This is a genomic window from Streptomyces sp. 3MP-14 (assembly GCF_006334905.2).
Lineage (GTDB): Bacteria > Actinomycetota > Actinomycetes > Streptomycetales > Streptomycetaceae > Streptomyces > Streptomyces triticirhizae.
Map to the genome: position 1 here is coordinate 144,004 of NZ_VDLZ02000016.1, position 22,971 is coordinate 166,974.

Annotated in this window: 18 protein-coding genes; 12 read left to right on the forward strand and 6 right to left on the reverse strand. The window is 72.3% G+C overall.

The features are described 5' to 3' along the window. Nucleotides 1–308 precede the first annotated feature (308 nt). Both FH609_RS24680 and FH609_RS24685 read right to left on the reverse strand, forming a co-directional pair. Complete coding sequence (locus FH609_RS24680; RefSeq protein WP_193318019.1) at nucleotides 309–2,183, reverse strand: hypothetical protein; 1,875 nt, start codon at nucleotides 2,181–2,183, stop codon at nucleotides 309–311. Nucleotides 2,184–2,669: 486 nt separating this feature from the next. Then, nucleotides 2,670–3,791, reverse strand: coding sequence for a glycoside hydrolase family 5 protein (locus tag FH609_RS24685; protein ID WP_139671355.1), 1,122 nt, complete (start codon nucleotides 3,789–3,791; stop codon nucleotides 2,670–2,672). 318 nt (nucleotides 3,792–4,109) lie between these two features. Between FH609_RS24685 and FH609_RS24690 the strand changes: the two genes are divergently transcribed. After that, nucleotides 4,110–4,547, forward strand: a complete 438-nt coding sequence (locus FH609_RS24690) for a cold-shock protein (protein ID WP_139671352.1) — start codon at nucleotides 4,110–4,112, stop codon at nucleotides 4,545–4,547. A 259-nt stretch (nucleotides 4,548–4,806) separates the two neighbouring features. Beyond that, the gene (locus FH609_RS24695; protein WP_139671349.1) at nucleotides 4,807–5,469 is read left to right on the forward strand and encodes a lytic polysaccharide monooxygenase; all 663 of its coding nucleotides are present in this window, start codon (nucleotides 4,807–4,809) and stop codon (nucleotides 5,467–5,469) included. A 247-nt stretch (nucleotides 5,470–5,716) separates the two neighbouring features. Here FH609_RS24695 and FH609_RS24700 read toward each other — a convergent pair whose 3' ends face one another. Both FH609_RS24700 and FH609_RS24705 read right to left on the reverse strand, forming a co-directional pair. Continuing rightward, nucleotides 5,717–7,222 (reverse strand): glycoside hydrolase family 76 protein, encoded by a 1,506-nt coding sequence (locus FH609_RS24700; protein WP_139671346.1) that lies wholly within the window; start codon nucleotides 7,220–7,222, stop codon nucleotides 5,717–5,719. 871 nt (nucleotides 7,223–8,093) lie between these two features. Beyond that, nucleotides 8,094–8,681 (reverse strand): TetR/AcrR family transcriptional regulator, encoded by a 588-nt coding sequence (locus FH609_RS24705; protein ID WP_139671343.1) that lies wholly within the window; start codon nucleotides 8,679–8,681, stop codon nucleotides 8,094–8,096. A gap of 174 nt (nucleotides 8,682–8,855) precedes the next feature. Here FH609_RS24705 and FH609_RS24710 point away from each other — a divergent pair, with 174 nt between their 5' ends. From FH609_RS24710 to FH609_RS24730, 5 genes are all read left to right on the forward strand, one after another. After that, the gene (locus FH609_RS24710; RefSeq protein WP_139671686.1) at nucleotides 8,856–10,424 is read left to right on the forward strand and encodes an MDR family MFS transporter; all 1,569 of its coding nucleotides are present in this window, start codon (nucleotides 8,856–8,858) and stop codon (nucleotides 10,422–10,424) included. 236 nt (nucleotides 10,425–10,660) lie between these two features. After that, the gene (locus tag FH609_RS24715; RefSeq protein WP_139671341.1) at nucleotides 10,661–11,719 is read left to right on the forward strand and encodes an iron-siderophore ABC transporter substrate-binding protein; all 1,059 of its coding nucleotides are present in this window, start codon (nucleotides 10,661–10,663) and stop codon (nucleotides 11,717–11,719) included. Nucleotides 11,720–11,751: 32 nt separating this feature from the next. Continuing rightward, nucleotides 11,752–12,810, forward strand: coding sequence for a FecCD family ABC transporter permease (locus tag FH609_RS24720; protein ID WP_139671338.1), 1,059 nt, complete (start codon nucleotides 11,752–11,754; stop codon nucleotides 12,808–12,810). Further along, on the forward strand, nucleotides 12,807–13,877 hold the full coding sequence (locus tag FH609_RS24725; RefSeq protein WP_139671335.1) for a FecCD family ABC transporter permease: 1,071 nt from the start codon (nucleotides 12,807–12,809) through the stop codon (nucleotides 13,875–13,877). The genes FH609_RS24720 and FH609_RS24725 overlap by 4 nt, the downstream gene beginning before the upstream one ends. Further along, nucleotides 13,856–14,740, forward strand: a complete 885-nt coding sequence (locus tag FH609_RS24730) for an ABC transporter ATP-binding protein (protein ID WP_139671333.1) — start codon at nucleotides 13,856–13,858, stop codon at nucleotides 14,738–14,740. The genes FH609_RS24725 and FH609_RS24730 overlap by 22 nt, the downstream gene beginning before the upstream one ends. Nucleotides 14,741–14,749: 9 nt before the next feature. Here FH609_RS24730 and FH609_RS24735 read toward each other — a convergent pair whose 3' ends face one another. Further along, entirely contained in the window at nucleotides 14,750–15,322 is a 573-nt protein-coding gene (locus tag FH609_RS24735) for a hypothetical protein (RefSeq protein ID WP_139671331.1), read from the reverse strand. Between the two features lie 117 nt (nucleotides 15,323–15,439). After that, nucleotides 15,440–16,669 (reverse strand): cytochrome P450 family protein, encoded by a 1,230-nt coding sequence (locus FH609_RS24740; protein ID WP_139671327.1) that lies wholly within the window; start codon nucleotides 16,667–16,669, stop codon nucleotides 15,440–15,442. Nucleotides 16,670–16,964: 295 nt separating this feature from the next. On the opposite strand from FH609_RS24740, the gene FH609_RS24745 reads away from it, so the two are divergent. Genes FH609_RS24745 through FH609_RS24765 form a run of 5 tightly spaced genes read left to right on the forward strand, consistent with a single transcriptional unit; the run spans nucleotide 16,965 to nucleotide 22,488 of the window. After that, nucleotides 16,965–18,344, forward strand: coding sequence for an extracellular solute-binding protein (locus tag FH609_RS24745; protein WP_139671324.1), 1,380 nt, complete (start codon nucleotides 16,965–16,967; stop codon nucleotides 18,342–18,344). Further along, nucleotides 18,325–19,281, forward strand: coding sequence for a carbohydrate ABC transporter permease (locus FH609_RS24750; RefSeq protein ID WP_139671321.1), 957 nt, complete (start codon nucleotides 18,325–18,327; stop codon nucleotides 19,279–19,281). Before FH609_RS24745 ends, FH609_RS24750 begins: the two co-directional genes overlap by 20 nt. Next, entirely contained in the window at nucleotides 19,281–20,174 is an 894-nt protein-coding gene (locus tag FH609_RS24755) for a carbohydrate ABC transporter permease (protein ID WP_139671318.1), read from the forward strand. The genes FH609_RS24750 and FH609_RS24755 overlap by 1 nt, the downstream gene beginning before the upstream one ends. Further along, nucleotides 20,174–21,274 carry an ABC transporter ATP-binding protein gene (locus tag FH609_RS24760; RefSeq protein ID WP_139671315.1) on the forward strand — a complete coding sequence of 367 codons (1,101 nt, stop codon included), beginning with the start codon at nucleotides 20,174–20,176 and terminating at the stop codon, nucleotides 21,272–21,274. The genes FH609_RS24755 and FH609_RS24760 overlap by 1 nt, the downstream gene beginning before the upstream one ends. Beyond that, on the forward strand, nucleotides 21,271–22,488 hold the full coding sequence (locus tag FH609_RS24765) for a CehA/McbA family metallohydrolase (RefSeq protein ID WP_139671312.1): 1,218 nt from the start codon (nucleotides 21,271–21,273) through the stop codon (nucleotides 22,486–22,488). The genes FH609_RS24760 and FH609_RS24765 overlap by 4 nt, the downstream gene beginning before the upstream one ends. Nucleotides 22,489–22,971: the final 483 nt, after the last annotated feature.

Consider the following 22,971-nt stretch of genomic DNA (forward strand, 5'->3'; position numbering starts at 1 on the left):
CGTTGCGGTCCCTTCGAGGCTCATGATGTGACAGGGGTAGGTTCGGACCAGCTCATGGCGACTCCTTTGTGCTTGAACGCGGGTGTCCTGCAAGCTACGACCTAATTCCGCCTACAGCAATACATTCGCTGGAAGTTCCCTCTATAAGAAAAACTGCCGGTCCGCGCGGGGTATATGGCGGTCCAGACGCACACGAAAGGGCCGGCCGGGTGGGGAGAGCGCCCCACCCGGCCGGCCCGGGTTCGAGAGGTGGATCGAGGCCGGTCAGCCGGTGATCGGCGAGCGACCATCGGCCGACCGGCGAGTGATCACGGGTAGTTGGTCAGATACGACTGCTGACTGTCCAGGTTGACCGGATCGCCCGCGTCGTTGATGACCCGGTCGATGGTGCCGACCCCGCCCAGCGAGACGGTCACCAGGTTGTGGAACTGGACCCCAGGCGCGTCCGGGACCTCGAAGCCCCGGCTGGCGTGGATGTCCGGGTTCACGTTGAAGAACGAGTAGGCGCCCACGCCCCACGCCTCGTGCTCGGTGACGTCGTCGGCCACCTTGTAGGAGGCCCAGCCCAGCGAGCCGTCCCCGCTGCTGCCCCACGCCTCCTGGGTCGGCGGGTCGTAGGGCATCTCGTTCTGGAAGAAGTACGTCCGGCCGCGCTCGCCGTTCCAGATGACCTGGTACTCCTGGTAGTGCTCGACGAACAGTCCGTACATGGTGACGTCGTCACCGTTGACGATCACGCCGTTGGCGGCCGTGTTCACGTCCCAGCCCCAGGTGCCGTCCTCGCCGTGGTCCGCCCGCCACACCCACAGGTGGTCGCCGATCACGTTGCCGCTGTTGACAGTGAGGCTGTTGTCCGCCCGGCCCAGGTGCGAGCCGCCGATCCGGAAGAACACGTCGTGCAGCGAGGTCGGGTTCGCCGAGTGGTCGGCCGACGAGCCCTCCGGGCCCACCTCGATCAGCGTCGGGCTGCTCTCCGCGCCCGCGTCGACCAGGATGCCGGCCAGCTTGACGCCGTCCACGTCGGCGACCCTGATCGCCTCCTCGCCGGTGTCGGGCACCAGCGTGGCCAGGCCCAGGCCCAGCACCACGGTGTCCGGGTTGTTCACCTCGATCGCCGAGTCCAGATGGTGCACGCCCGGCGTGAACAGCAGGTGCTTGCCCTCCGCCAGCGCCTCGTTGATCGTGGCCGTCGGGGAGTCCGGGTGCACGATGTAGAAGTCGGCCAGCGAGATCGACGAGCCCGCCGCCTCGCCGCTGGACCAGCTGGTGCCGACCGCGTTCTCCCGCAGCGCCGGGACGAACACCTGGTACTCGCCCGCGTCGTCGATGTAGAGGAACGGCTTCTCGCGGATCACCGGGGACTCGTCGATCACGGTGTGCGAGGGGTTGGGGAAGTTGGCCGCCGGGGTGCCGGTCGAGCCCACGAACACCATGTTCCAGACGGAGCCGTCCCAGCCGCCGTCCAGCTCCGTGTTGCGGGTCAACCACTGCTGCTGGGAGCCCGACTGGACCCAACCGCTGATCTTGGTGTCCGCGTAGAGCCCGCCGCTGGCCCAGCCGTCATAGCCGTTCCACAGCTGAACGCCCAGCGTGTCCAGGTGCATCCGCCGGTACGGCGCCGCCTGGGAGACGGCCCAGCGCTCGATCTCGCCCTCGGGGATCGTCACCTTCAGGTTCTCGGCCCCGCGCCAGAAGTTCTGGGTGGCGTTGCCCAGGTTGTTGGGGTCGTCGCCCTGCTGGAGCCAGTCGGCCTCCACCCGGACGTGACCGTTGACGTTGACGTCGTCCGGCATCAGGCCGAGGCCGGCGATCTGGGTGTAGAAGCCGACCTTGATGTCCAACGGGTACTCGCCCGGCTTGAAGAGCGCGGCGTGCCGCTCGGTGCCGAACTGGTTGGTGTGCTGCTCCTCGTAGATCGCGTCCAGCTCGCTCTGGATCTGGTCGGCGGGCATCGAGGGGTCGTAGACATGCACGTTGGGCCCGAGGTCAGGGGCGAACGGGTCCGTCTCCGGCACCGCCGTCGGGGCGGCCTCGGCGCCGTCGTCCTCGCCGGCCAGGGCGCCGGGCAGCGGTCCTGCCAACAGTCCGGCCGAGACCAGGGTGACGGCACCGAGGGTGGCCAGACCCCTGCGGGACAGCGGCAGCCGGCGGTGTCCGCGCGGCCCCGCCTTGCTTGCTCTCATGAAGAACTCCTGGTGGGGGGAGGTGAGGGCGCGACCGCGACGGGCGGGGACGGCGCTCGACGCGGTCGCGTCATCGGCTGGTTCGGGCGCCCGGGCCATGGCGTCCCACCACGCGCCGGGCAGCTCAGAGAGCGCTCTCAGATCCTTCGCGCCGAGTCTCTTGGTGCCCGGAGGGCATGTCAAGACGTCGCGTGATCCGGAACCGGTGCCACCGCGTTGACCTGGGTGAACGACCGCCCGGAAGGCCGTTGTTGTGGCTCGCCCACGCGAGGGTTCCCTCAGAGAGCGCTCTCTGGTCAGGACCCAACCCGGCTCGGTGCGCGGCCCGTTGGGCCGACGGGGCCGACGGGTGGGAAACGGCGGGAAACGGCCGGCGGGCGCCGGAAACGGCGGTGCCGCGCTCCCCGGACGGGGAGCGCGGCACCGTGGAGGAGGCGTCAACTCCGCGCCCGGCGGCGCGGGTTGACCCGGAGACCGGGACCTTGCTCAGCCCCTGATGCGCTCGCTGATCCAGACGCCGGACTCCTTCAGCGAGCCCGGGTCGCCCCAGGAACCCGCGTCGCAGGTGCCCGGCTCGAAGACGGCCCCGCTGCGGAAGTCGTCGGAGTAGTTCCAGTTGGTCCAGCTGATGTTCTTCTCGGCCAGCAGGTCGAGGTACCGGTCCGCGAACTCGAAGTCGTGCGCGCCGTCGCCGGTGTACTCCTCGGCGCCGAACTCCGTGACGAAGATCGGCAGTTGGTCGGCGGCGCGCTCCAGGGTGTCGATGTAGCCCTCCTGGTGGGAGGCCGCGTAGAAGTGGAAGGTGTACATCACGTTCTCCGCGTTCACCGGGTCGGCGACGATCTCGGACTCGTCCGAGCCGTCCGAGACGCCCAGCGAGGACCAGCCCCGGGTGCCGACGATCACCACCGAGTCCGGGTCGCCGGCCCGGACCACGGGAATGACCTCCTCCGCATAGCCCCGGATCGCCGACCAGCTCACGCCGTTGGGCTCGTTGGCGATCTCGTAGATCAGGTTGTCCTGGTCGCCGTGGCGCGCGGTGATCTCGGTGAAGAACTGCTTGGCCAGCTCGGTGTTGGCGTTGGGGTCGCCCGGGGTCAGCATGTGCCAGTCGACCACCACGTACATCCCACGCTCGGTCGCCTGGTCGATGATCCGGCTGGCCACGTCGGTGAAGTAGGCCGGGTCGGTCTCGTAGCCGTCCTCCTGCACATAGGTCGAGACCCGGATGACGTCGGCGCCCCAGTCGTCGGCCAGGACGTCGAGGGACTCCTCGGTGACGCAGTGCTCGAACCACTGGGTGCCGTGGGTGCTCATGCCGCGCAGCTGGACCGGCTCGCCGTTCTCGCCGCAGAGCGTGGTGCCGCAGACCTCCAGCGCGCCGTGCTCGGCGAGCGGGGTGACGGCCTCGGGCGCGGCGTCGGCGGGGGCGGCCTCCGCCGGGGCGGCGCCGTCCTCGCCGGCGGTGGCCAGCGACGCGCCGGCGAACGCCGTGCCGACGGCCAGCAGGCCGGCCAACCAGAGGCGGCCCGCGCGGTGTTGGGGGAGGCGCGGCCGACGGCTCGGCCGGCCGGAGTCGTCCGAACGGGGGGATCGCGAAGTGGGCATAACCTGTGTCTCCGATCGCGCCGAGGCGGGGCGACCCCGGCGGTGGGGGATGCGGGAGATGGTCGGCCCCGAACGTAGGGACACTTGACCAGCCCGTCAACCGTTCGGGCGGTCACCCGAACCGGAACCGGAACGGGAACGGCCGGTGCGTGGCGGCGTGTTGGCGACGGGCCGGTGCCGCGCCGGCGGGGGCGCGGGAACGGCCTCGCGCGCTTCCGGGTGGCGTTCGGCGAAGCCCCTCGCGGGCCCCGGCCGCCTTGGTAGTGTGCCCGGGAGGATTGGCTGTTGAGCTAACTGGCTCGTGTGGTGAGGTGTGCTATGGCGCAGGGCAGGGTTGTCCGCTTCGATGACATTCGCGGTTACGGGTTCATCATCCCCGACGAGGGTGGGGAGGATGTCTTTATGCACGCGAACGACCTGCTGGACGACAAGCACCTCTACCAGCCCGGCGCGGTCGTGGAGTTCGATGTCACCGAGGGCGAACGCGGCCCGAAGGCATCCCTGGTGAGCGTCGTCCGGAAGGGCTCCGGCTCCGACGAGAGCGGCCCGGTCGCCGCCTCCTCGTCGCGCGCGGAGTCGAGCGCCGGCGGGGTGGTCGAGGACGGGCTGTGCGACGTCCTCTCGCCGCGCGAGTTCCGCGTCGAGCTGACCGAGACCCTGTTGGATGGGGTGCCGAGCCTGACCGCCGCGCAGATCCTCCAGGTGCGGCAGGGCGTCGAGCGCCTGGCCCGTGGCCACGGCTGGCTCGCCTCCTGAAGGCCGTCGAAACCCGCGCGTTCGCCACGGAGTTGACGTGGCGCTGAGGCCCGCGAGCCGCTGACGTTCCGCTGCCCCCGATCCGTCGCGACGACGGTCGGGGGCAGCGGCGTGCGGGCCCTGCCCGGGGCGGCCGACGAACGAATCGTGGACATCGCGTGAGATGTTTCACTCTTGTTGCGCCATGGGTACACTCACCTCGCTGATGGGAGCGCTCCCAACCGGCAACCCCCATAACCGGAAGGCGAGTTCGCACGCTATGGAATGGCATGTTCACGCTAAGCCGATCACGGCCAAGATCGCCGCGCTGGTCGCTGCGGCGATGCTCTTTCTGATCCCCTGGACCGACACCGCCGCCGCCCACGGCTCGATCGTCGACCCGGCGTCCCGGAACTACGGCTGCTTCGAGCGCTGGGGTGACGACCACCTCAACCCGGCCATGGAGCAGGAAGACCCCATGTGCTGGCAGGCCTGGCGGGCCAACCCCAACACCATGTGGAACTGGAACGGCCTCTACCGCGAGAATGTGAACGGCAACCACCAGGGCGCCATCCCGGACGGGACGCTGTGCAGCGGCGGCAACACCGAGGGCGGGCGCTACGACTCGCTGGACGCCGTCGGGCCCTGGAAGACCACGGACGTCGGCTCCAACTTCACGGTCGAGCTGTTCGACCAGGCCAGCCACGGCGCCGACTACTTCCAGGTCTATGTGACCAAGCAGGGCTACGACCCGGCGACCGAGCCGCTGACGTGGGGCGACCTCGAACTGGTCGAGGAGACCGGCTCGTACGCGCCCGCGCAGAACATCTCCTTCGACGTGAGCGCCCCGGGCCGCAGCGGGCACCACGTCGTCTACACGATCTGGCAGGCCTCGCACCTGGACCAGTCGTACTACCTGTGCAGCGACGTCAACTTCGGCTGACCCCCGTCGGTCTCGGCCGAGTTCGGCTGAGCTGAGTTCGGCTCGGCTGAGGTGACCTCGTTCGCCACCGGTACAGCCGGTTGAGCCGCCGGCCGGCCGCCGCCTCGCGGTGGTCGGCCGGCGGCCGACCCACCCCGGCTCAACGAACGCCCCGCCGGATTCCACCACATCCGGCGGGGCTCGTTCGTGTGGGCGGGGCCGTGTGCGGGCTTGCGCGCGGGCTTCGTGCGCCGGCGCGCGTGCCGGCTCAGTGCGCGGCGTTCAACAGGTCGAGCGCGCTGTGCTGTTGCCCCACGCCGTAGCTGTCGGCGAGGCCGCGCCAGGACAGGTCGTACATGTCCAGCGGGGTGCGGGCCGAGGCGTAGGCCGCGTCCGCCTGGGTCTGGAGGTAGTCGGAGTAGGGGGCGTCGGGCAGGGCGTCGTTGAGCGCGCCGAGCCCGCGCGCGTAGGCGCCCTTGAACGAGGGGCCGTCGGCGCCGCAGTTGGGCTCGCAGGGCTCGGTGAGCACCCCGTCCTGGTGGAGCCCGGCCGCGTTGGTCGAGGCGTCGGCCAGCGCGCGGGCCTCGTCGAGGAGGCCGGCGTCGCCGGTGGCGGCGCTCAGCTCGGCGAGGGCGCCCAGGATGATGCCCTGGTTGTAGGTCCAGGTCGTCTGGCCGTTGTTGACGCAGCCGGCGTCGGCGTCGAGGCCGTCGTTGACCAGCCCCTCGTCGTTGATCATCCCGCTGCCCGAGAGCCACGCCCAGCCGGCCTCGGCGCGTTCCAGATAGGGGTTGTCGCCGGACAGGCGGTTGTGGAGGGCGGCGTTGAGCTGGATGAACAGCTCGTTGGTGACGGCGTTCTTGTACGGGTTGTCGACCTTCCACTGGACCCCGCCGCCGCAGAGGTCGGTCCAGTAGTCGTTCATCCACTCGGCGTCGGCCTGGGCGGTCTCCAGGTAGCGGGCGTCGCCGGTGACGTCGTAGGCGGCGACCCAGGCCAGGCCCCACCAGCCGGTGTCGTCGAGGTACTCGTTGCGGAACTGTCCGTCGTGGGCGTCGATCTGGCGGTCGTGGGTGTTGGCGATGGCGTACTCGTAGGAGGCCATGCCGGTGGCCTCGATGTTCTGGATGACGGCGGTCAGCGCGTTGGCGCCGACCCACCAGTGGTTCTGGAACAGGCCGTTGTCCAGGTCGTAGAGGGACATCAGCGCGGTGGCGGCGGCGGTGGCGGGGCTGCCGGCGTTCCAGGTGGTCCTGGCCCAGTCGGTGCAGGCGATCTCGGGCTGGCCCGACGCCTGGAGGCAGGCGCGCAGGGCGCCGACGCCGAGGTTGGCCCAGTCGTCGACGTTGAACATCGTGGTGGTGGCGCCGTTGGCGCCCTCGGGAACGGACACCTCGCCGATGCGGCTGTCGCCGGACCAGGTGGCGCCGCCGTCGAACGAACGGTCCAGCCACAGCTGGTCGCCGGCGGAGCCGCCGGCGAGGGTGGCCCAGCCCATGGCGCTGGTGTCGTCGAAGCGCAACTCGGCGGTGCGGCCGTGGAGTTCGGCCGTCACGGCGAGACGGTCGCCGCCGGCCTCGGCGGCGTCGCGGCCGTCGCAGTGGTCGTTGCAGACGACGGCCGCAGGTTGGACGGCCGCCGGCTGGACGGGGGGCGCGGCTTCCGGTCCTTCGGTGCCGGCGCTCGCCGGTCCGAGCGGCAACAGCAGCAGCGCGGCGCCGAGCGGCGCGGCCAGCCACCGGCGGCGCAGGGGAAGGCGTGACGAGAATGACATGGAGAAGACGGCTCTCTCGTGGGGGAGTTGGGGCGGCGCACCCGCCGCGGCACCTCGGCGGAGAACGCTCTCCCCTTAGTCACTAGAGCCGTTGAGCCGCGCCGTCAACCGGCGGCGGGTCCGGCGCGGCCGGACCCGCCGGGCGGGCGCGGAGCCGCTCGCCGCGCCGCGCGTTGCCCTTGCCGGGCGGGCGCGGGGCCGCTCGCCGCGCCGCGCGTTGCCCTTGCCGGGCGGGCGCGGGGCCGCTCGCCGCGCTGCGCGCGGCGTCGGGCAGAGCCGCCGGCCTCCGGCCGGACACCGGGAGGGCCTGCCGGCGTGCGGAAACGGCGGGGCGGTGGCATCCGGGGTGGTCCGGGGGGGTGCGAACCCCGGTTCGGCGGGTCGTTCTCGGCGTTCGCCCTGCCCGGGGGCCGACGTGGACCGCTCTCCTGCCGGAGGGCGGGGAGGTTCGGCGGCGTTCGACGGGTGCCCTGGGAGCGACGACGTCCGCGCAAGGACCGTGCGGGCCCGGGGCGTTGAACGAACCGTTCAACTCTCGCCGGGCGCCAGAGAAGGGAGACCTCCCTCCGGCCCCTCTCGACGACGAACCCAACCGTCCGGGGGATCTCCCTCCCCTTCCCAGCCGCCCCGTCGCCGGCATTCGTCACTCCCGCACCCGGCCGAACGAGCGGCATGGAGAGCCGGGCGTCGTGGCCCGCGCCCGAACCGTCGACCCCCATGAGCGCGCCTCGTCGACCAACAGCGATCTGTCGGGCAGAGCCGCCGGCCTCCGCCCCGCCTCGCCCGGCAAGGGCATCCCGCCCCGCCCGGCAAGGGCACCCCGCCCCGGCCCCCAGGGCCGGGGCGTCCGGGAAGCCCCGCCGGCCAGGCGCTAGTCGAAGGGCTGCGCCATCTCGCGTTCGATCTCGCCCAGCAGGTCCATCAGTTCGCCGGAGCCGCCCTCCTCCACCCAGTGCCGGGTGGCGATCCGCAGCGCGGTGAGGAACGCGGCGGCATAGACCTGGGGGCGGATGCGCTCGGTGCCCGGGCGGCCGGTGATCGCGGCGACGAGGTCGCGTTCCAGGGCCACATGGTTGCCCATCTGCCGCGCCAGCAGCGAGGGATGGCGCATCGCGAGCTTGCTGCGGGCCCCCCAGGCCCGCTCCTCCGGCGTCCCCATCCGCATCGACAGCGACCGCGCGGCCGAGGTGAGCGCGGTCCAGGCGGACTCCTCGGGCGGGCGTTGGCGCAGCGTCTCGACCAGCGCCCTGGTCTGCTGCTCCTCGCCGAAGAGCAGCGCGTCCTCCTTGGAGGAGAAGTAGTTGGAGAACGTCCGGCGGGAGATGCCCGCGGCGTCCGCGATGGCCTCGACGGTCACGTTCTCGATGCCGTGCTCGACGGTCAGGCGCAGCGCGGCCTCGTGCACCGCCTGTCGGGTGGCGGCCTTCTTGCGCTCCCGCAGTCCCGTGATGCTCTCCATGATTTCGAGATCCTACCCTGTGGGCAAAATTACCCACTGGGCAAATATGCCCAATGTGCATGTACAGTGAAACGGTCCTTCTTCGAGCATCTCAGGCTTCGAACATCTCAGGAACGTCTCTGCTGGAGGTCGCGCGTGAGCGCCCAGACCGTCTCGCCCGCCCAGGGCGCGCCCATGGACCACGGACGGGTCCTGCGCGCCATGAGCGGGCTGCTGATCGTGCTCTTCATGGCCATGATCAGTTCCACCATCGTCTCGGTGGCCCTGCCCCAGATCATCGGCTCGCTGAACGGAACCCAGTCCCAGTACACCTGGGTGGTCACCGCCACCCTGCTGACGTCCACCGCCTCCACCCCGGTGTGGGGCAAGCTGGCGGACCTCTTCAGCAAGAAGCTGCTGCTCACCATCGGCATCCTGATCTTCACGTTCTCCTCCCTGGCCTGTGGCTTCGCCCAGAGCGCGGGCCAGCTGATCGGCTTCCGCGCGGTGCAGGGCCTGGGCCTCGGCGCCCTTCAGGTGCTGGTCCAGGTGATCATCGCGGCGATGGTCAGCCCCAAGGAGCGCGGCCGGTACAACGGCTACCTCGGCGGCGTGATGGCCGTCGCCACCGTCGGCGGCCCGCTGCTGGGCGGCGCCATCACCGACGTGTCGTGGCTGGGCTGGCGCTGGTGCTTCTTCGTCGGCGTCCCGTTCACCCTGCTCGCCCTGGTGCTGCTCTCCCGGACGCTGAAGCTGGTCGAGGTTCCGCGCCCGGACGCCAGGGTGGACTACCTGGGCGCCTCGCTGATCGCGGTGAGCGTGAGCCTGCTGCTGCTCTGGGTGACCTTCGTGGACGCCGAGTTCGGCTGGGTCTCCTGGCAGACGGGCGCCATGGTGGGCGCCGCCCTGGTCCTGGGCGTGGCCGCCGTGGTGGTGGAGAACCGGGTGCGGGAGCCGATCGTCCCGCTGCACGTGGTGCGGCGCAGGGACCCGGCGCTGGCGATCGTGGCCAGCCTCGCGGTCGGCATGGCGATGTTCGGCGGCGCGGTCTTCCTGGGGCAGTACTTCCAGGTCGGGCGCGGCTACTCGCCCACCGAGGCGGGCCTGTTGACCATACCGATGATGGCCGGGGTGCTGCTCAGCGCGGCGGTCTCGGGCCGGCTGGTGTCCCGCACGGGCAAGGTCAAGCCGTTCATCGTCGCCGGCGTGATCGCCCTCACCCTGGGCTTCCTGACGCTGTCCACCATCGACCACGAGACCTCGCTGACGCTGGTCGGCGCGGGCATGTTCCTGGTGGGCGTCGGCGTGGGCATGTCGATGCAGAACCTGCTGCTGGTGGTGCAGAACACCGTGCCGCTGACCGAGGTCGGCGCGGCCAGCGGGGCCGTGACGTTCTTCCGTTCGCTGGGCGGCACCATGGGCGTCTCGATCCTGGGCGCGGTGCTCGCGAACCAGGTGTCGACGAAGATCTCCCAGGGTCTGACCGCCGCCGGCATCGACACCTCGGGCGGCGGGGACGGCTCGACGCTCAACGTGGCGGCCATGCCGCCGGCCGTCCAGGAGATCGTGCGCGCGGCCTACGGCGACGCCACGGGCCACATCTTCCTGATCTCGGCCGCGATCGCCGTGGTCGGCGTGGTGGCCACGCTCTTCCTCACGCCGACCAGGCTCCGCGACTCCATGGACCTGGCGCCGGCCGCCGAGGGCGGGGGCGCGAGCGAGGCCGCGCTGGAGGAGCCGACGCCGGCCGTCGCCAAACCGTGATCCGGCGGGCGAGGGGGCGGCCGGCGGCGCCCCCTCGCCCGTTCGCCGGGTCAACGGGGGTGTGGAACAGGCGAGTTGACGCCGCGTGGGGCCGCGCCCCGCGCGGCGTCCGGCAGTTGGGCCGGGTGCGGCGCCCCTCGGGGGCGGGAGCGGGCCGAGGCGTGGTCTAAGCTTAGGCTTACCTAAGCTAGGTCGATCACTCGTTCAGGCCGATCACTCCTACAGAAGGAACGTCCATGCCGTCCACCTTCCTCAGCGCGCGTCGTCAGCGTCTCGCCCTCGCCGCCGTGGCCACCGCAGCGGCGCTGGTGCTCAGCGGCTGTTCGTCATCGGACGACGAGGAGCCCGCCGAGCCGTCGTCGGCCGAAGGGGAGGGCGGCGGCGAGGCGTTCCCCGTCACCATCGAGAGCGCCCTCGGCGACGCCGAGATCACCGAGCGGCCCGAGCGGGTCGTCACCCTCGGGCAGGGCTCGGCCGAGACCGCCATCGCCCTGGGCCAGACCCCCGTCGGCATCGAGTCCTACGAGTGGGGCAGCGACGAGACCGGCTATCTGCCGTGGATTCACGAGGCGGTGACCGAGCGCGGCGACGAGCTGCCCACCCAGTTCGCCGGCGGCGAGGACATCGACTTCGACACCATCCTGGAGCTGGAGCCCGACGTCATCCTGGCGCCCTGGTCCGGCATCACCCAGGAGCAGTTCGACATCCTCAACGACATCGCGCCGACCGTGGCCTATCCCGACCTGCCGTGGTCCACCAACTGGGACGAGCAGATAGAGCTGATCGCCACCGCGCTCGGCCAGCCCGACCAGGCGGAGGTGCTGATCGGCGACATCCGCGACCAGCTCGCCGAGGCCGCCGCCTCCCGCCCGGAGTACGAGGGCGTCACGTTCTCCTACATCTACAACTCCGGCCCCGGTACCCTCGGCGTCTTCATGCCGGAGGAGCAGCGGGTCGAGATGGTCTCCTCGCTGGGCCTGACCGTCGACCCGGTGGTGGAGACCTTCGAGGAGCTTGAGGGCACCGACTCCGCGCTGATCGGCCTGGAGAACGCGGACCAACTCGCCGACAGCGACATCGTCTTCACCTTCTACACCGACGAGGAGACCCGCGCCGAGGTCGAGGCGCAGCCGCTGTACGCCGCCATCCCGGCGGTCGAGCGCGGCGGGATCGTGGCCAGCGACGACACCCCGTTCGTCACCGCCTCCTCGATCATCAACCCGCTGACCGTGCCGTGGAGCATCGACCGGTATCTGCCGCTGATCGACGAGGCGATCGTCACCCTCGACAACTGACCGTTCTCTACCGACCCACGGGCGCGCACGCGATGAACGCGACCAGTGAAGCGAGCACGTTGACGCCGCCGGCCGGCGACGCCGGCACCCGCGACCGGGGTGCCGGCGTCGCCCGGCTGGTGGGCTTCCTGCTGCTCGGCCTGCTGGCCCTGGCACTGGCGATGCTGGCCAGCGTCGTCTTCGGCGCCAGGACCACCTCGGTCGGCGACGTGTTCGCCACGCTCACCGGCGACGCCGACGACTATGTGGCCACGGTGGTCGAGAGCCGCTATCCCCGCACCGCGCTGGGCGTGTTGGCCGGGGCCAGCCTCGCGGTGGCCGGGACCCTGATGCAGGGCATCACCCGCAACCCCCTTGCCGACCCCGGGCTGTTGGGCGTCAACGCCGGCGCCTCGGCCGGCGTCGTCACCGCGACGGCGTTCCTCGGCGCCGGCGGCCAGTCGGGCGCGATCTGGTGGGCGCTGCCCGGCGCGCTGCTGGCCGGGCTGCTGGTCTACGCCGTCGGCTCGGCCGGCGCCTCCACCGGGCTGGTGCGGCTGGTGCTGGCCGGCGCCGTGGTGTCCGCCGTGCTGGCCGCGTACATTCAGCTGGTGACGCTCAGCAAGCCGCTGGTCTTCGACAGCTACCGCTACTGGGTGGTGGGGGCGCTCGGCGGGCGGCCGATGGAGATCTTCTGGACGGCGCTGCCGTTCGCCGCCGTCGGCCTCGCGCTGGCGGTCATGGTCTCCGGCGGGCTCAACGCGCTGGCGCTGGGCGACGACTCGGCGCACTCGCTGGGCGCCAACCCGACGGCGATCCGCGCCGGCGGGCTGATCGCCGCCACCCTGCTCGCCGCGTCGGCGACCGCGGCGGTCGGCCCGATCGCCTTCGTCGGCCTGGCCGTTCCGCACATCGTGCGGGCCGTCGTCGGGATCGACTTCCGGCTGCAACTGGCGTTCTCCGCGCTGTTCGGGCCCACCCTGCTGCTGCTGGCCGACGTGATCGGCCGGGTGGTGATGCGGCCATCGGAGCTGATGGTCGGCGTGGTCACCGCGTTCGTCGGGGCGCCCGTGCTGCTCTACGCGGTGCGCCGGATGAGGGGGACGGCATGACCGCCACCGTGGAACGCGCCGGGGACACGCGGGGCGCGCGCCCCCCGGGCATGGTCGTGATCGGGCGCCGGCTGGCGCTCCCGATGAGCCGGGCCGCGCTGCTGGCCGGCGTCGGCACCGTGCTGGCGCTCGTCGTCGCCTCGGTCGCGACGTTGAGCATGGGCCGACTCGGCGTCCCGCTGGGCGAGTTGCCCACCGCGCTGACCGGCGGCGCCGAGGGCAAGACGCTCTTCGTGCTGGACCGGCTGCGCGGCCCGAGGCTGGTGGTGGCCATCGCGGCCGGCGCCGCGTTCGGGATCTCGGGCGCGCTCTTCCAGTCCGTCACCCGCAACCCGCTGGGCAGCCCCGACGTCATCGGGCTCGGCGCGGGCGCCGGGGCCGGGGCGGCCGTCGTCGCGCTGAAGATGCCCGAGGGCGTGCCCGTCTCGCTGGGCGCGCTGATCGGCGCGGCCGCCGCCATCACCCTGGTCTACTTCGCCACCGGCAGCGGCTTCCGCGACCCCGGCCGGCTGATCGTGGCCGGCATCGGCGTCGCCGCCATCGCCATCGCCATCACCCAGTACGTGGTCTACGCGGTGGAACGGGAACGGGCCACCGCGCTGACCGCCTATGTCAACGGCTCGCTGGCCGCCCGCTCCTGGGACGACGCCCGCGAGATCGGGCTGGCGCTGCTGGTGCTGCTGCCGTTGACCCTGGCGATGGCGCGGCGCCTCGACATCGGCGAGATGGGCGACGAGATCGCCGCCGCGCTGGGCGCCGAGCCCAAGCGGACCAGGGCGCGGGCGGTGCTGCTGTCGGTGCTGCTGTCGGCGGCCGCGATCTCGGTGGCCGGCCCGATCGCGTTCATCGCGCTCACCGCGCCGCAGATCGCCCGCCGGCTGACCGGCGGCTGGGGCGCGCACCTGGTGCTCTCCGCGCTGCTTGGCTCGCTGCTGCTGGTCCTCGCCGACCTGGCGGCCCAGCAACTCCCCATGGACGACATGCCGGTGGGCATCTACACCATGGCCATCGGCGGCATCTATCTCGGCTATCTGCTGACCCGCGAATGGAGGAGGGGACGACTGTGACCACCGACGAGCGGGCCGGCGCGGCCGCGTCCGGCGCTGCCGCGCACAGAGGGCTGAGCGTGCGGGAGGTGACCCTGTCCTACGGGGGCGCCCCCGTGGTGCGGGAGTTGAGCCTGGACGTGCCGCACGGCGGGCTGACGATGATCATCGGGCCCAACGGCTGCGGCAAGTCCACCCTGGTCAAGGCCATGGCGCGGGCCATCAAGCCGGACGCCGGCAGCATCCTGCTGGACGGCACCGACCTGCGCGCCTACAAGGGCCGCACGGTGGCGCGCGAGATCGCGCTGCTGCCGCAGAGCCCCATCGCGCCGGAGGGCATCAGCGTCCGTGGCCTGGTGCGGCGCGGCCGCTACCCGCACCACACGCTGCTGCGGCAGTGGTCGCCCGAGGACGACACGGCGATCGCGTTCGCGCTGGAGCGGACCGGGCTGACCGAGCTGGCGGAGGCCAGGGTCAGCGAGCTGTCCGGCGGGCAGCGGCAGCGGGTGTGGATCGCGATGGTGCTCGCCCAGCAGACCGAACTGCTGCTGCTGGACGAGCCGACGACGTTCCTCGACGTGGCGCACCAGTACGAACTGCTGGAGCTGTGCGGCGAGTTGCACCGCGAGGGCCGCACCATCGTCGCCGTGCTGCACGACCTCAACCAGGCCGCCAGGTTCGCCACCCACCTGGTGGTGATGCACGAGGGCCGGGTCGTCGCCGAGGGCCCGCCGGCGGAGGTGATGACGGCCGAGATGGTCGCGGACGTCTTCGGCCTGCGCTGCGACATCGTGCCCGACCCGCGCACCGCGACCCCGATGGTCGTCCCGCACGCCCGCCACCCGGCCGCCGCGCAGCAGGAGCCGCTGCCGGTGGAGGGGTAGGGCGTCGCCTCACGGCCCGCCGGGCCGGTCGCCCCCGGCCGCCGACGCCGGAAATCCCGGCGGGAACTCCCAGCGCGGATACGTGTCGCGGAGCAGCGGCAGCAGGGCGTTCCAGTCCTCGGCCGTCAGCTGTCTCGGCTCGGCGAGGGTGACCCGTTCGTCGCGGACGACAAAGCCCCAGCTGAAGCCCGCCAGGGCGCGGGCGGTGAACGTGGGGCGCTGCGGACCGCGACAGAGGAAGGCGTGGGCGACCCACTCCATGTCGACGCGGGGGGACCGCGCCGGGGCGTCGAACAGCGTCGGCCGGTGGCCAGCGAAGGCGAACGGGTGGGGCAGTTCCCCGAGGCTGGCCAGGGGGTCCATCGCGAACTCCTTTCCCCCGCTGGCATCGTCGGTCGAGCGCACCGCCTGAATCCAGCCGAAGAACCCGTGGTAGCCCCGTCCCGGGTACTCGACGACGGCCGTGCAGTGCGGCAGATCGGCAGCGCCCGGGCCGGCGCCGAGAGCGTCCGGGTCGACGGTCGCAGCGATCTTGACGTGGAGCTGGCCGGGCAGCCCGGCGTCACTGAACGGGATTCTCATGCGTCGCACCATAGTGCGCCGCCCGGCCGGCGAACGCCCGGGCGCCGGCGGCCCGTTGGCGGAACGGGCCGGGCCGGGCCGCGCGCCGACCAGGACCCGCGGGTTCAGGCCGCCCTGCTACTCGCCGTGCGGGAAGACCGGCAGGGTCTGGTGGCCGTTGGCTATCAGGCTGGGCGTGGCGCGCAGTTCCTCCGGGGGCACGGCCAGCCTGAGGTCCGGGAAGCGGTCGAAGAGCGCGGGCAGCGCGATCGCCGCCTCGGCCCTGGCCAGCGGCGCGCCCAGGCAGTAGTGCGGGCCGTGGCCGAAGGCCAGGTGCTCCTTGTTGACCCGGGTCACGTCGAAGCGGCCGGCGCTCTCGCCGTGCACCCTCGGGTGCCGGCCGGCCGCCGCGTAGGCCGCCAGGATGGGCTCGCCCGCGCGGATCACGTGGCCGTCCGGGAGCGGGATGTCGGAGACGGCGTAGCGCAGCGGCAGATGCGCCACCGGCGCCTCGTACCGCAGCGCCTCCTCGATGACCTCGCCCCAACTCACCCGCCCCGCCCGGACGGCGGCCAGCTGCTCGGGGTGGGTCAGCAGCGCGGTGGCGGCCTGGTCCAGCAGGTTCGTGGTGGTCTCGTGGCCCGCGCTGACCACCAGCAGCAGCGTGTCGACCAGCTCCGCCTCGGTCAGCCGCGAGCCGTCGCCCTCCTCGTCCCTGGCGGCGATGAGCACCGAGGTCATGTCGTCGCCCGGCTCGGCGCGCTTCCGTGCCACCAGCGTGGTCAACAGCTGGTGGAACGCCAGGTTGTTGGCGCCGGCCTGCTCGGCGGTGAGGGTGGTGTCGAAGATGCCGTTGACCCGGCGGCCGAAGTCGGCGGCCAGGTCGTCGGGAAGGCCCATCAGCTCGCTGATCACCCGCACCGGCAGCGGGTACGCCAGCGCCGCCCGCAGGTCCACCGGCTCGCCCGGCGGCGCGGCGGCGATCGCGTCCAGCAGCTCGGCGGTGATCCGTTCGACGCCGGGCAGCAGCGCGTTCACCCGGCGGGTGGTGAACGCCGGGCTGACCAGCCGACGCAGCCTACGGTGGTCGGGGCCGTACGCGGTGAACATGTTGTCCGCCGTGACCCACACCTCAAGCGGCCACTGCCCGACGATCCGGTCCGGGTAGTCCGGCCAGTGCTGGCGCGGGTCCTTGGAGACCCGGGAGTCCGTCAGCAGCCGCCGCAGGAGGTCCGGGTCGCTGACCGCCCAGACGGTGACGCCCAGCAGGTCGACCAGCACCGCCGAGCCTCCGCTCTGTAACGCGGCCTCCTCCGCGCGGCGTTCGGAGCCCGTCGGGCTGAGGATCAGGGGCTTGGCCTGGCTCATCGAAAGCGCCTCTCGCGACAGGGGCGTTCGCCGAGGGCGACCCCCGCCCCCGCGCCCACCCGATTCTCCCCAGCGACCCCCGAGCGCAATCCGCGCCCCCGGGCACCGCTTCGCGCCGTTCCGCGCCCCGGCGCGCGGGGTGACCAACCGTGATCCCGCACGGCTCAGGGACCACGTTCGGTGACACTGGGTGGGTAACGCCTGGGAAGACAGCGAACGTTGGGACAACGGACCCTTTTCTTCCCCCGGGCGCTATGTCACTCTCCCGGAGCGAACCTCACGAGGGGATGACTCAATGCGAGTGCTGACCAGACGGCTTGTCGCCCTGACCGGAGCGCTGGCCCTGGCGGGTGCCGTCGCCGGCTGCGGCTCCGACGGGGACGGGGACTCCGGCACCATCGAACTCACCATCAGCATGAACGCCATCTCGGGCGGCAAGAACGCCGCCGAGGCCGACTGGATCGAGCAGTGGCTGATCCCGCGCTTCGAGGCCGCCCAGGAGGAGGCGGGCGTCGCCGTCGACGTCACCTTCGAGCCAAGTGGCGTGGACGACGAACAGTACAAGTCCCGCCTGGCGCTCGACCTCCAGTCCGGCTCGGGGCCCGACGTCTACGCGCTCGACGGCATCTGGCTCGGCGAGTTCGCCCAGGCCGGCTACGTCCAGCCGCTGGAGGAGACCACCGCTGACTTCGCTTCCTGGGAGGGCTGGGAGCAGATCCCGGAGGCCGTCCAGCAGTTGGCCACCTTCGAGGGCGCGCTCTACGGCATACCCGCCGGCACCGACGGCCGGGTGCTGTTCTACCACCGTGAGCTGTTCGCCGAGGCCGGGCTGCCCACCGACTGGCAGCCGACCAGCTGGGCCGAGATCACCGAGGCCGCCGAGGCCCTGGCCGGCATCGACGGCGTCACCCCCGTCCAGCTCAACGCCGGCACCGCGATGGGCGAGGCCACCACCATGCAGGGCGTGCTGCCGCTGCTGGCCGGCGCCGGCGAGGAGGTGCACAGCGAGGGCGCCGGCTGGACCGGCGCCACCGATGGCCTGGAGCGGGTCCTCGGCCTCTACGCCGAGATCTACGGCAACGGCCTGGGCGACCCACAGCTCCAGCAGGAGACCCAGGGCCGCGACAAGTCCTTCGAGGAGTTCGCCGCCGGCGAGATCGGCATCCTGCTGGAGGGCGACTACTTCTGGCGCTCCGTGGTCAACCCGAACAACGGCGTCGCGCCCATGGACAACCGCGACGAGGCCGTCGGCTACGCCCTGATCCCGGCCGCCGAGCCCGGCGCGGGCGTGGGCGGCGCCGACTTCGTCAGCACCTCGGGCGGCAACGTCCGGGTGGTCAACCCGGCCAGCGAACACGCCGACCTGGCCTGGGAGTTGCTGACCTTCATGCACTCCGCCGAGGCGCTGACGGCCGCCGTCGGCGACGACCCGCGCATCACCGCCAGGGTGGACGTCAACGAGCAGGTTCTCGGCGACGACCCGATGCTCACCTTCGTCAACGAGCAGGTCCTGCCCATCACCTCCTTCCGGCCGGCGCTCGACGTCTATCCGCAGGTCTCCGTCCTCCTCCAGGAGGCGACCGCCGCCGTGGTGGACGGCACTGACCCGGGGCAGGCGGCGGCCGACTACCAGGAGGCGCTGGAGGAGGTCGTGGATGGCGACGTCGCCCCCTGAGCCGGCCGAGTCGGTGCTCCCGGCCGGCGGGGAGCGCGCCGGCCGGGCCGAGCACGGCGACCGGGACGCGGCGGGGCTCGGGAGGGCCAGGGCGGCGGCGTTCGTCGTGCCCGCGCTGCTGCTGATCGCCGCGTTCCTCGTCTTCCCGGCGCTGTGGACGATCTACCTGGGCCTGACGGACTACCGGCTCACCGGGCTCGCCGCCGTCGACCCGCAGGTCGTCGGCCTGGACAACTTCGAACGGGCCCTGGACGACGAGGGGTTCACCAACTCCCTCGGCCTGACGCTCCAGTTCGTCGTCGGCTCGGCCGTGATCGGCCAGGCCGGCCTCGGCTTCGCCATCGCCTGGGTGCTGCGGAACCGGCGCGGCTTCGGCCGCCGGCTGATCGAGGCCATGGTGCTGCTGGCGTGGATTCTGCCGAGCAGCGTCATCGCGTTCCTGTGGATCGCGCTGCTCGACCGCGACGACGGCACCCTCAACGCGCTGCTGTCCACGCCCGGCACCGCCTGGCTGCTGGAGCACCCGATGCTCTCCATCGTGGTCTTCAACATCTGGCGCGGCACCGCGTTCTCGATGATGCTCTACGCCGCCGCCCTCGGGAACGTCCCGCCGTCCCACCTGGAGACCGCCCGCCTGGCCGGCGCCTCCTCGCTCCAGCAGCTGCGCGATGTGGTCTTCCCCCGGATCAGGGGGCATGTGCTGACCAACCTGCTGCTGATCAGCCTGTGGACGTTCAACGACTTCACCCCGTTCCTGCTGACCGGCGGCGGGCCCGAGGACCGCACCGAGATCATGCCGGTCTTCATCTACCGGACGGCGCTCTTCGGCGGCGAACTCGGCTTCGGCGCCGCCATCTCGGTGCTGATGCTGCTGATCAACCTCGTGATCGCGGTGGTCTACGTCCGGCTGCTGCGCAGGCGGAAGGACCCGGCCTGATGAACGCCCCACCCGCCGAAACATCCGGAGAGACGGGCGAACGGCCCGGGGACCGGCACGCCGCCGGGCTGGACGGCGCCCGGCGCCTGCTCGGCACCGTCGGCTTCTACACCTTCTGCTCGCTGGTCCTCGCGTTCTTCACCGTGCCGCTGCTGTGGCTGGCCAGCGCCCCGTTCGACGACACGCCCTCCATCACCGCCTCGCTGCCCTCGTTCACCCTGGACAACTTCGAGACGCTGCTGGACAACCGCTACGCGCTGCGCTCCCTGGGCAACTCCACCATCCTCGCCGCCGGCACCGGCGCGCTGGTCGTGGTCTGCTCCGCGCTCGCCGCCTACGCCCTCAGCCGCGTCCGGCTCCCCGGCCGCGACGCGCTGCTCTACTCGTTGCTGCTGCTCTCCTCCATCGTCACCGGCACCGCCGCCATGGTGCCGCTGTTCAATCTCGCCTACGAACTCGACCTGATCGACTCCCAGTTGGGCGTGATCCTGGTCCTCTCCGGCGGGCTGCTGCCCTCGGCCGTCTTCATCCTCAAGGACTTCATGGACGGCACGCCCCGCTCCTACGAGGAGTCAGCCCAGGTCTTCGGCGCCTCCCCGCTCCAGGTGATGCGCCATGTGGTGGTGCCGCTGGTGCGGCCCGGCCTGGCCACCATCGCCGTCTGGTCCGTCGCCCAGGTCTGGGGCAACTTCCTGATCCCGTTCCTGCTGCTCCGCTCCCCGGAGAAGTCGCCGGCCGCCGTGGTCATGTACACCTTCTACACCGAGGGCGGCCAGCCCGACCTGGCCCTGATCTCCACCTTCTCGCTGCTCTACTCCGTGCCCGTGGTGCTGATGTTCCTGCTGGTCAGCTCCCGGTACGGCTTCCGGTTCCACGGAGGGATCAAACGCTGATGGCCGACATCGCCCTGGCCGCCCTGACCAAGGTCTATCCCGGCGGCGTCCGCGCCCTGGACGCCATCGACCTGACCATCGCCGACGGGGAGTTCTTCGCCCTGCTCGGCCCCTCCGGCTGCGGCAAGACCACCCTGCTGCGCACCCTCGCCGGCCTGGAGACCGCCACCTCGGGCTCCGTCGTCCTCGGCGGCACCGACGTCACCGCGCTGGCGCCCGGCCGGCGCGACGTCGCGATGGTCTTCCAGGACTACGCCCTCTTCCCGCACATGACCGTCACCGACAACATCGCCTACCCGCTGCGCATCCGGAAGGTGCCGGGCGGCGAACGACGCGAACGGGCCGCCGAGACCGCCGCCGAACTCGGCCTGACCGACTACCTCGCGCGCCGCCCCGACCAGCTCTCCGGCGGGCAGCAGCAGCGCGTCGCGCTCGCCAGGGCGATGGCTTGCCGCCCGCGCGCCTTCCTCTTCGACGAGCCGCTGTCCAACCTCGACGCCCGGCTGCGCCTGGAGGCCCGTACCTTCCTCAAGCGGCTCCAGCGCGAACTGGGCGTCACCACCGTCTTCGTCACCCACGACCAGGCCGAGGCGCTGGCCCTCGCCGACCGGATCGCCGTCATGGAACACGGCCGGATACGCCAACTCGGCACGCCCGCCGAGGTGTTCCGCCGCCCCGCCAACACCTTCGTCGCCTCGTTCATCGGCTCGACCCCGATGAACCTGCTCCCCGGCACCGCCGCGCGCGGCGCCGTCCGCGTCGCCGACCTCGCGCTGCCCACCCCCGACGGCCTGGACTTGGCCGACGGCGAGGAGCTGACCTACGGCATCAGGCCCGAGTACCTCACCTACCACGAGGCGCCCACGCCCGGCGCGCTCGGCGGCGAGGTGCGGGTCGTGGAGAACCTGGGCAGCGCCCAACTCGTCACCCTCGAAGGCCCGGCCGGGCCCGTGCAGGTCGTCGTCGACGAGGACACCGAGGTCACCCCCGGCCGAGAGGGCCACGCGCTGCCCCGCGCCGACCGCGCCCTGGTCTACCGTGACGGCGAACTGCTCACCCCGACCGCCCACTCCACCGGGCCCAGAGCGGAGGTCCCGTGACACCCGCCACCGACACCGTCCACCGGGGCCGCTGGACCCTGGCCGACCGGCTCGAACAGCCGCTGCGCGAGCTGCCGTTCGAGGTGCCGCGCGGCACGGCCGCCGTCACCGTCGAGCTGTCCTACGAACGCGAGGCCGGCGTGCTGGACCTGGGCTGCCTCGGCCCCGCCGGCTACCGGGGCTGGTCGGGCGGCGCCCGCGACGGCTACACCGTCGCCGCCGACTGGGCCACGCCCGGCTATCTGCCGGGCGAGCCGGAGCCGGGGGAGTGGCAGGTGCTGCTGCGGCTGCACCGGGTGCCGCCCACCGGGCTCGAATACCAGCTGCGGATCACCACCACCGGCCGCCGCCCCGCGCCGCCCCCGGCGCCGGCAGAACCGCCGGTGCCCGAACGCCCGCCCCGCCGGCCGCTGCCCGAGGTCGACGGGCTGCGCTGGCTGGCCGGCGACTGCCACAGCCACACCACGCACAGCGACGGGGCCCTGACGCCCGCCGAGTTGGCGGCGCTGGCCGCCGCCCAGGGCCTCGACTTCCTCGCCGTCACCGACCACAACACCACCAGCCACCACCCGCACCTGCCGGCCGTCGCCGCCCGCTACGGCATCGCGCTGCTGCCCGGGCAGGAGGTCACCACCGACACCGGGCACGCCAACGTGCTGGGCGACGTCGGCTGGGTCGACTTCCGGCGGCCCGCCGACCACTGGCTGTCGCACGCCAGGCGGCACGGCGGGCTGCTGTCGATCAACCACCCGCTGGGCGCCGACTGCGCCTGGCGCAACCCGCTGACCGACCGGCCGCGCCATGTCGAGGTGTGGCACTCCGGCTGGTTCGACCGCCGCTGGGGCGCGCCCCTGGCGTGGGCCGCCGCCTGGCGGCCCGACGTGGTGGCGCTCGGCGGCAGCGACTTCCACCGGCTGGGCGACGACGCCCTGCCAGGCCGGCCCACGACCTGGGTGCTGGCCGAGGACGCCTCGTCCGACGCGGTGTTGGCGGCGCTGGCCGACGGGCGGGTCGCGGTCTCGGCGGGGCCGCGCGCGCCGCTGCTGCTGCGGGTCGGGGACGGCCTGCTGGCCCTGGACGCGGAGGGCACCGCGCTGGTGCGGCCCGACGGCAGCCGGCAGGCCGTGCACGGCGACCGCGCGGCGCTGCCGGCGGGGACCGGGCCGCACCGGCTGGAGACCTGGGAGAACGAGGTGCTGGCGCTGGCCTACTGAGCCGGCGGCGCGGGGACCGTGCGTTGTTTACGGGTCGTTTGGTGGGTGGGGGCGTGCGTAGCACGCATCGGCTTCGCCGGTCTGCTGCGGCGCGTCGGGCTTTATCGCGGGGTGGGTGACGGTGTTCGGGTCGTCGCGGCCGGCGGAAGGCCGCCGGGACCATCCCCGCGTGCGCGGGGAGCAGCTCGCCACCGGGGAACCCGGCGCGCCGTACCGGGGACCATCCCCGCGTGCGCGGGGAGCAGTCCAGTTCGCGCATGGCGGCGGTCTCCTCTCCGGGACCATCCCCGCGTGCGCGGGGAGCAGACCGGCTCCAAGATCGTCGGCGTGACGCCGGAGGGACCATCCCCGCGTGCGCGGGGAGCAGAGAAGCTGACCTGGGGTTTTATCGGCGGGGAGGACGGTTTTTACTTACTTTCGCGGAAACCGGCATCGTGGACAAAAGCCCATCCCCTCCTCGGCGTTCCTCGCTGTGCGATGCCA

Bases quoted from the DNA above. Each gene is read 5' to 3' on its own strand.
- FH609_RS24680 (WP_193318019.1), bottom strand. From the start codon at position 2,183: ATGAGAGCAAGCAAGGCGGGGCCGCGCGGACACCGCCGGCTGCCGCTG.
- FH609_RS24685 (WP_139671355.1), bottom strand. From the start codon at position 3,791: ATGCCCACTTCGCGATCCCCCCGTTCGGACGACTCCGGCCGGCCGAGC.
- FH609_RS24690 (WP_139671352.1), top strand. From the start codon at position 4,110: ATGGCGCAGGGCAGGGTTGTCCGCTTCGATGACATTCGCGGTTACGGG.
- FH609_RS24695 (WP_139671349.1), top strand. From the start codon at position 4,807: ATGGAATGGCATGTTCACGCTAAGCCGATCACGGCCAAGATCGCCGCG.
- FH609_RS24700 (WP_139671346.1), bottom strand. From the start codon at position 7,222: ATGTCATTCTCGTCACGCCTTCCCCTGCGCCGCCGGTGGCTGGCCGCG.
- FH609_RS24705 (WP_139671343.1), bottom strand. From the start codon at position 8,681: ATGGAGAGCATCACGGGACTGCGGGAGCGCAAGAAGGCCGCCACCCGA.
- FH609_RS24710 (WP_139671686.1), top strand. From the start codon at position 8,856: ATGGACCACGGACGGGTCCTGCGCGCCATGAGCGGGCTGCTGATCGTG.
- FH609_RS24715 (WP_139671341.1), top strand. From the start codon at position 10,661: ATGCCGTCCACCTTCCTCAGCGCGCGTCGTCAGCGTCTCGCCCTCGCC.
- FH609_RS24720 (WP_139671338.1), top strand. From the start codon at position 11,752: ATGAACGCGACCAGTGAAGCGAGCACGTTGACGCCGCCGGCCGGCGAC.
- FH609_RS24725 (WP_139671335.1), top strand. From the start codon at position 12,807: ATGACCGCCACCGTGGAACGCGCCGGGGACACGCGGGGCGCGCGCCCC.
- FH609_RS24730 (WP_139671333.1), top strand. From the start codon at position 13,856: ATGGAGGAGGGGACGACTGTGACCACCGACGAGCGGGCCGGCGCGGCC.
- FH609_RS24735 (WP_139671331.1), bottom strand. From the start codon at position 15,322: ATGAGAATCCCGTTCAGTGACGCCGGGCTGCCCGGCCAGCTCCACGTC.
- FH609_RS24740 (WP_139671327.1), bottom strand. From the start codon at position 16,669: ATGAGCCAGGCCAAGCCCCTGATCCTCAGCCCGACGGGCTCCGAACGC.
- FH609_RS24745 (WP_139671324.1), top strand. From the start codon at position 16,965: ATGCGAGTGCTGACCAGACGGCTTGTCGCCCTGACCGGAGCGCTGGCC.
- FH609_RS24750 (WP_139671321.1), top strand. From the start codon at position 18,325: ATGGCGACGTCGCCCCCTGAGCCGGCCGAGTCGGTGCTCCCGGCCGGC.
- FH609_RS24755 (WP_139671318.1), top strand. From the start codon at position 19,281: ATGAACGCCCCACCCGCCGAAACATCCGGAGAGACGGGCGAACGGCCC.
- FH609_RS24760 (WP_139671315.1), top strand. From the start codon at position 20,174: ATGGCCGACATCGCCCTGGCCGCCCTGACCAAGGTCTATCCCGGCGGC.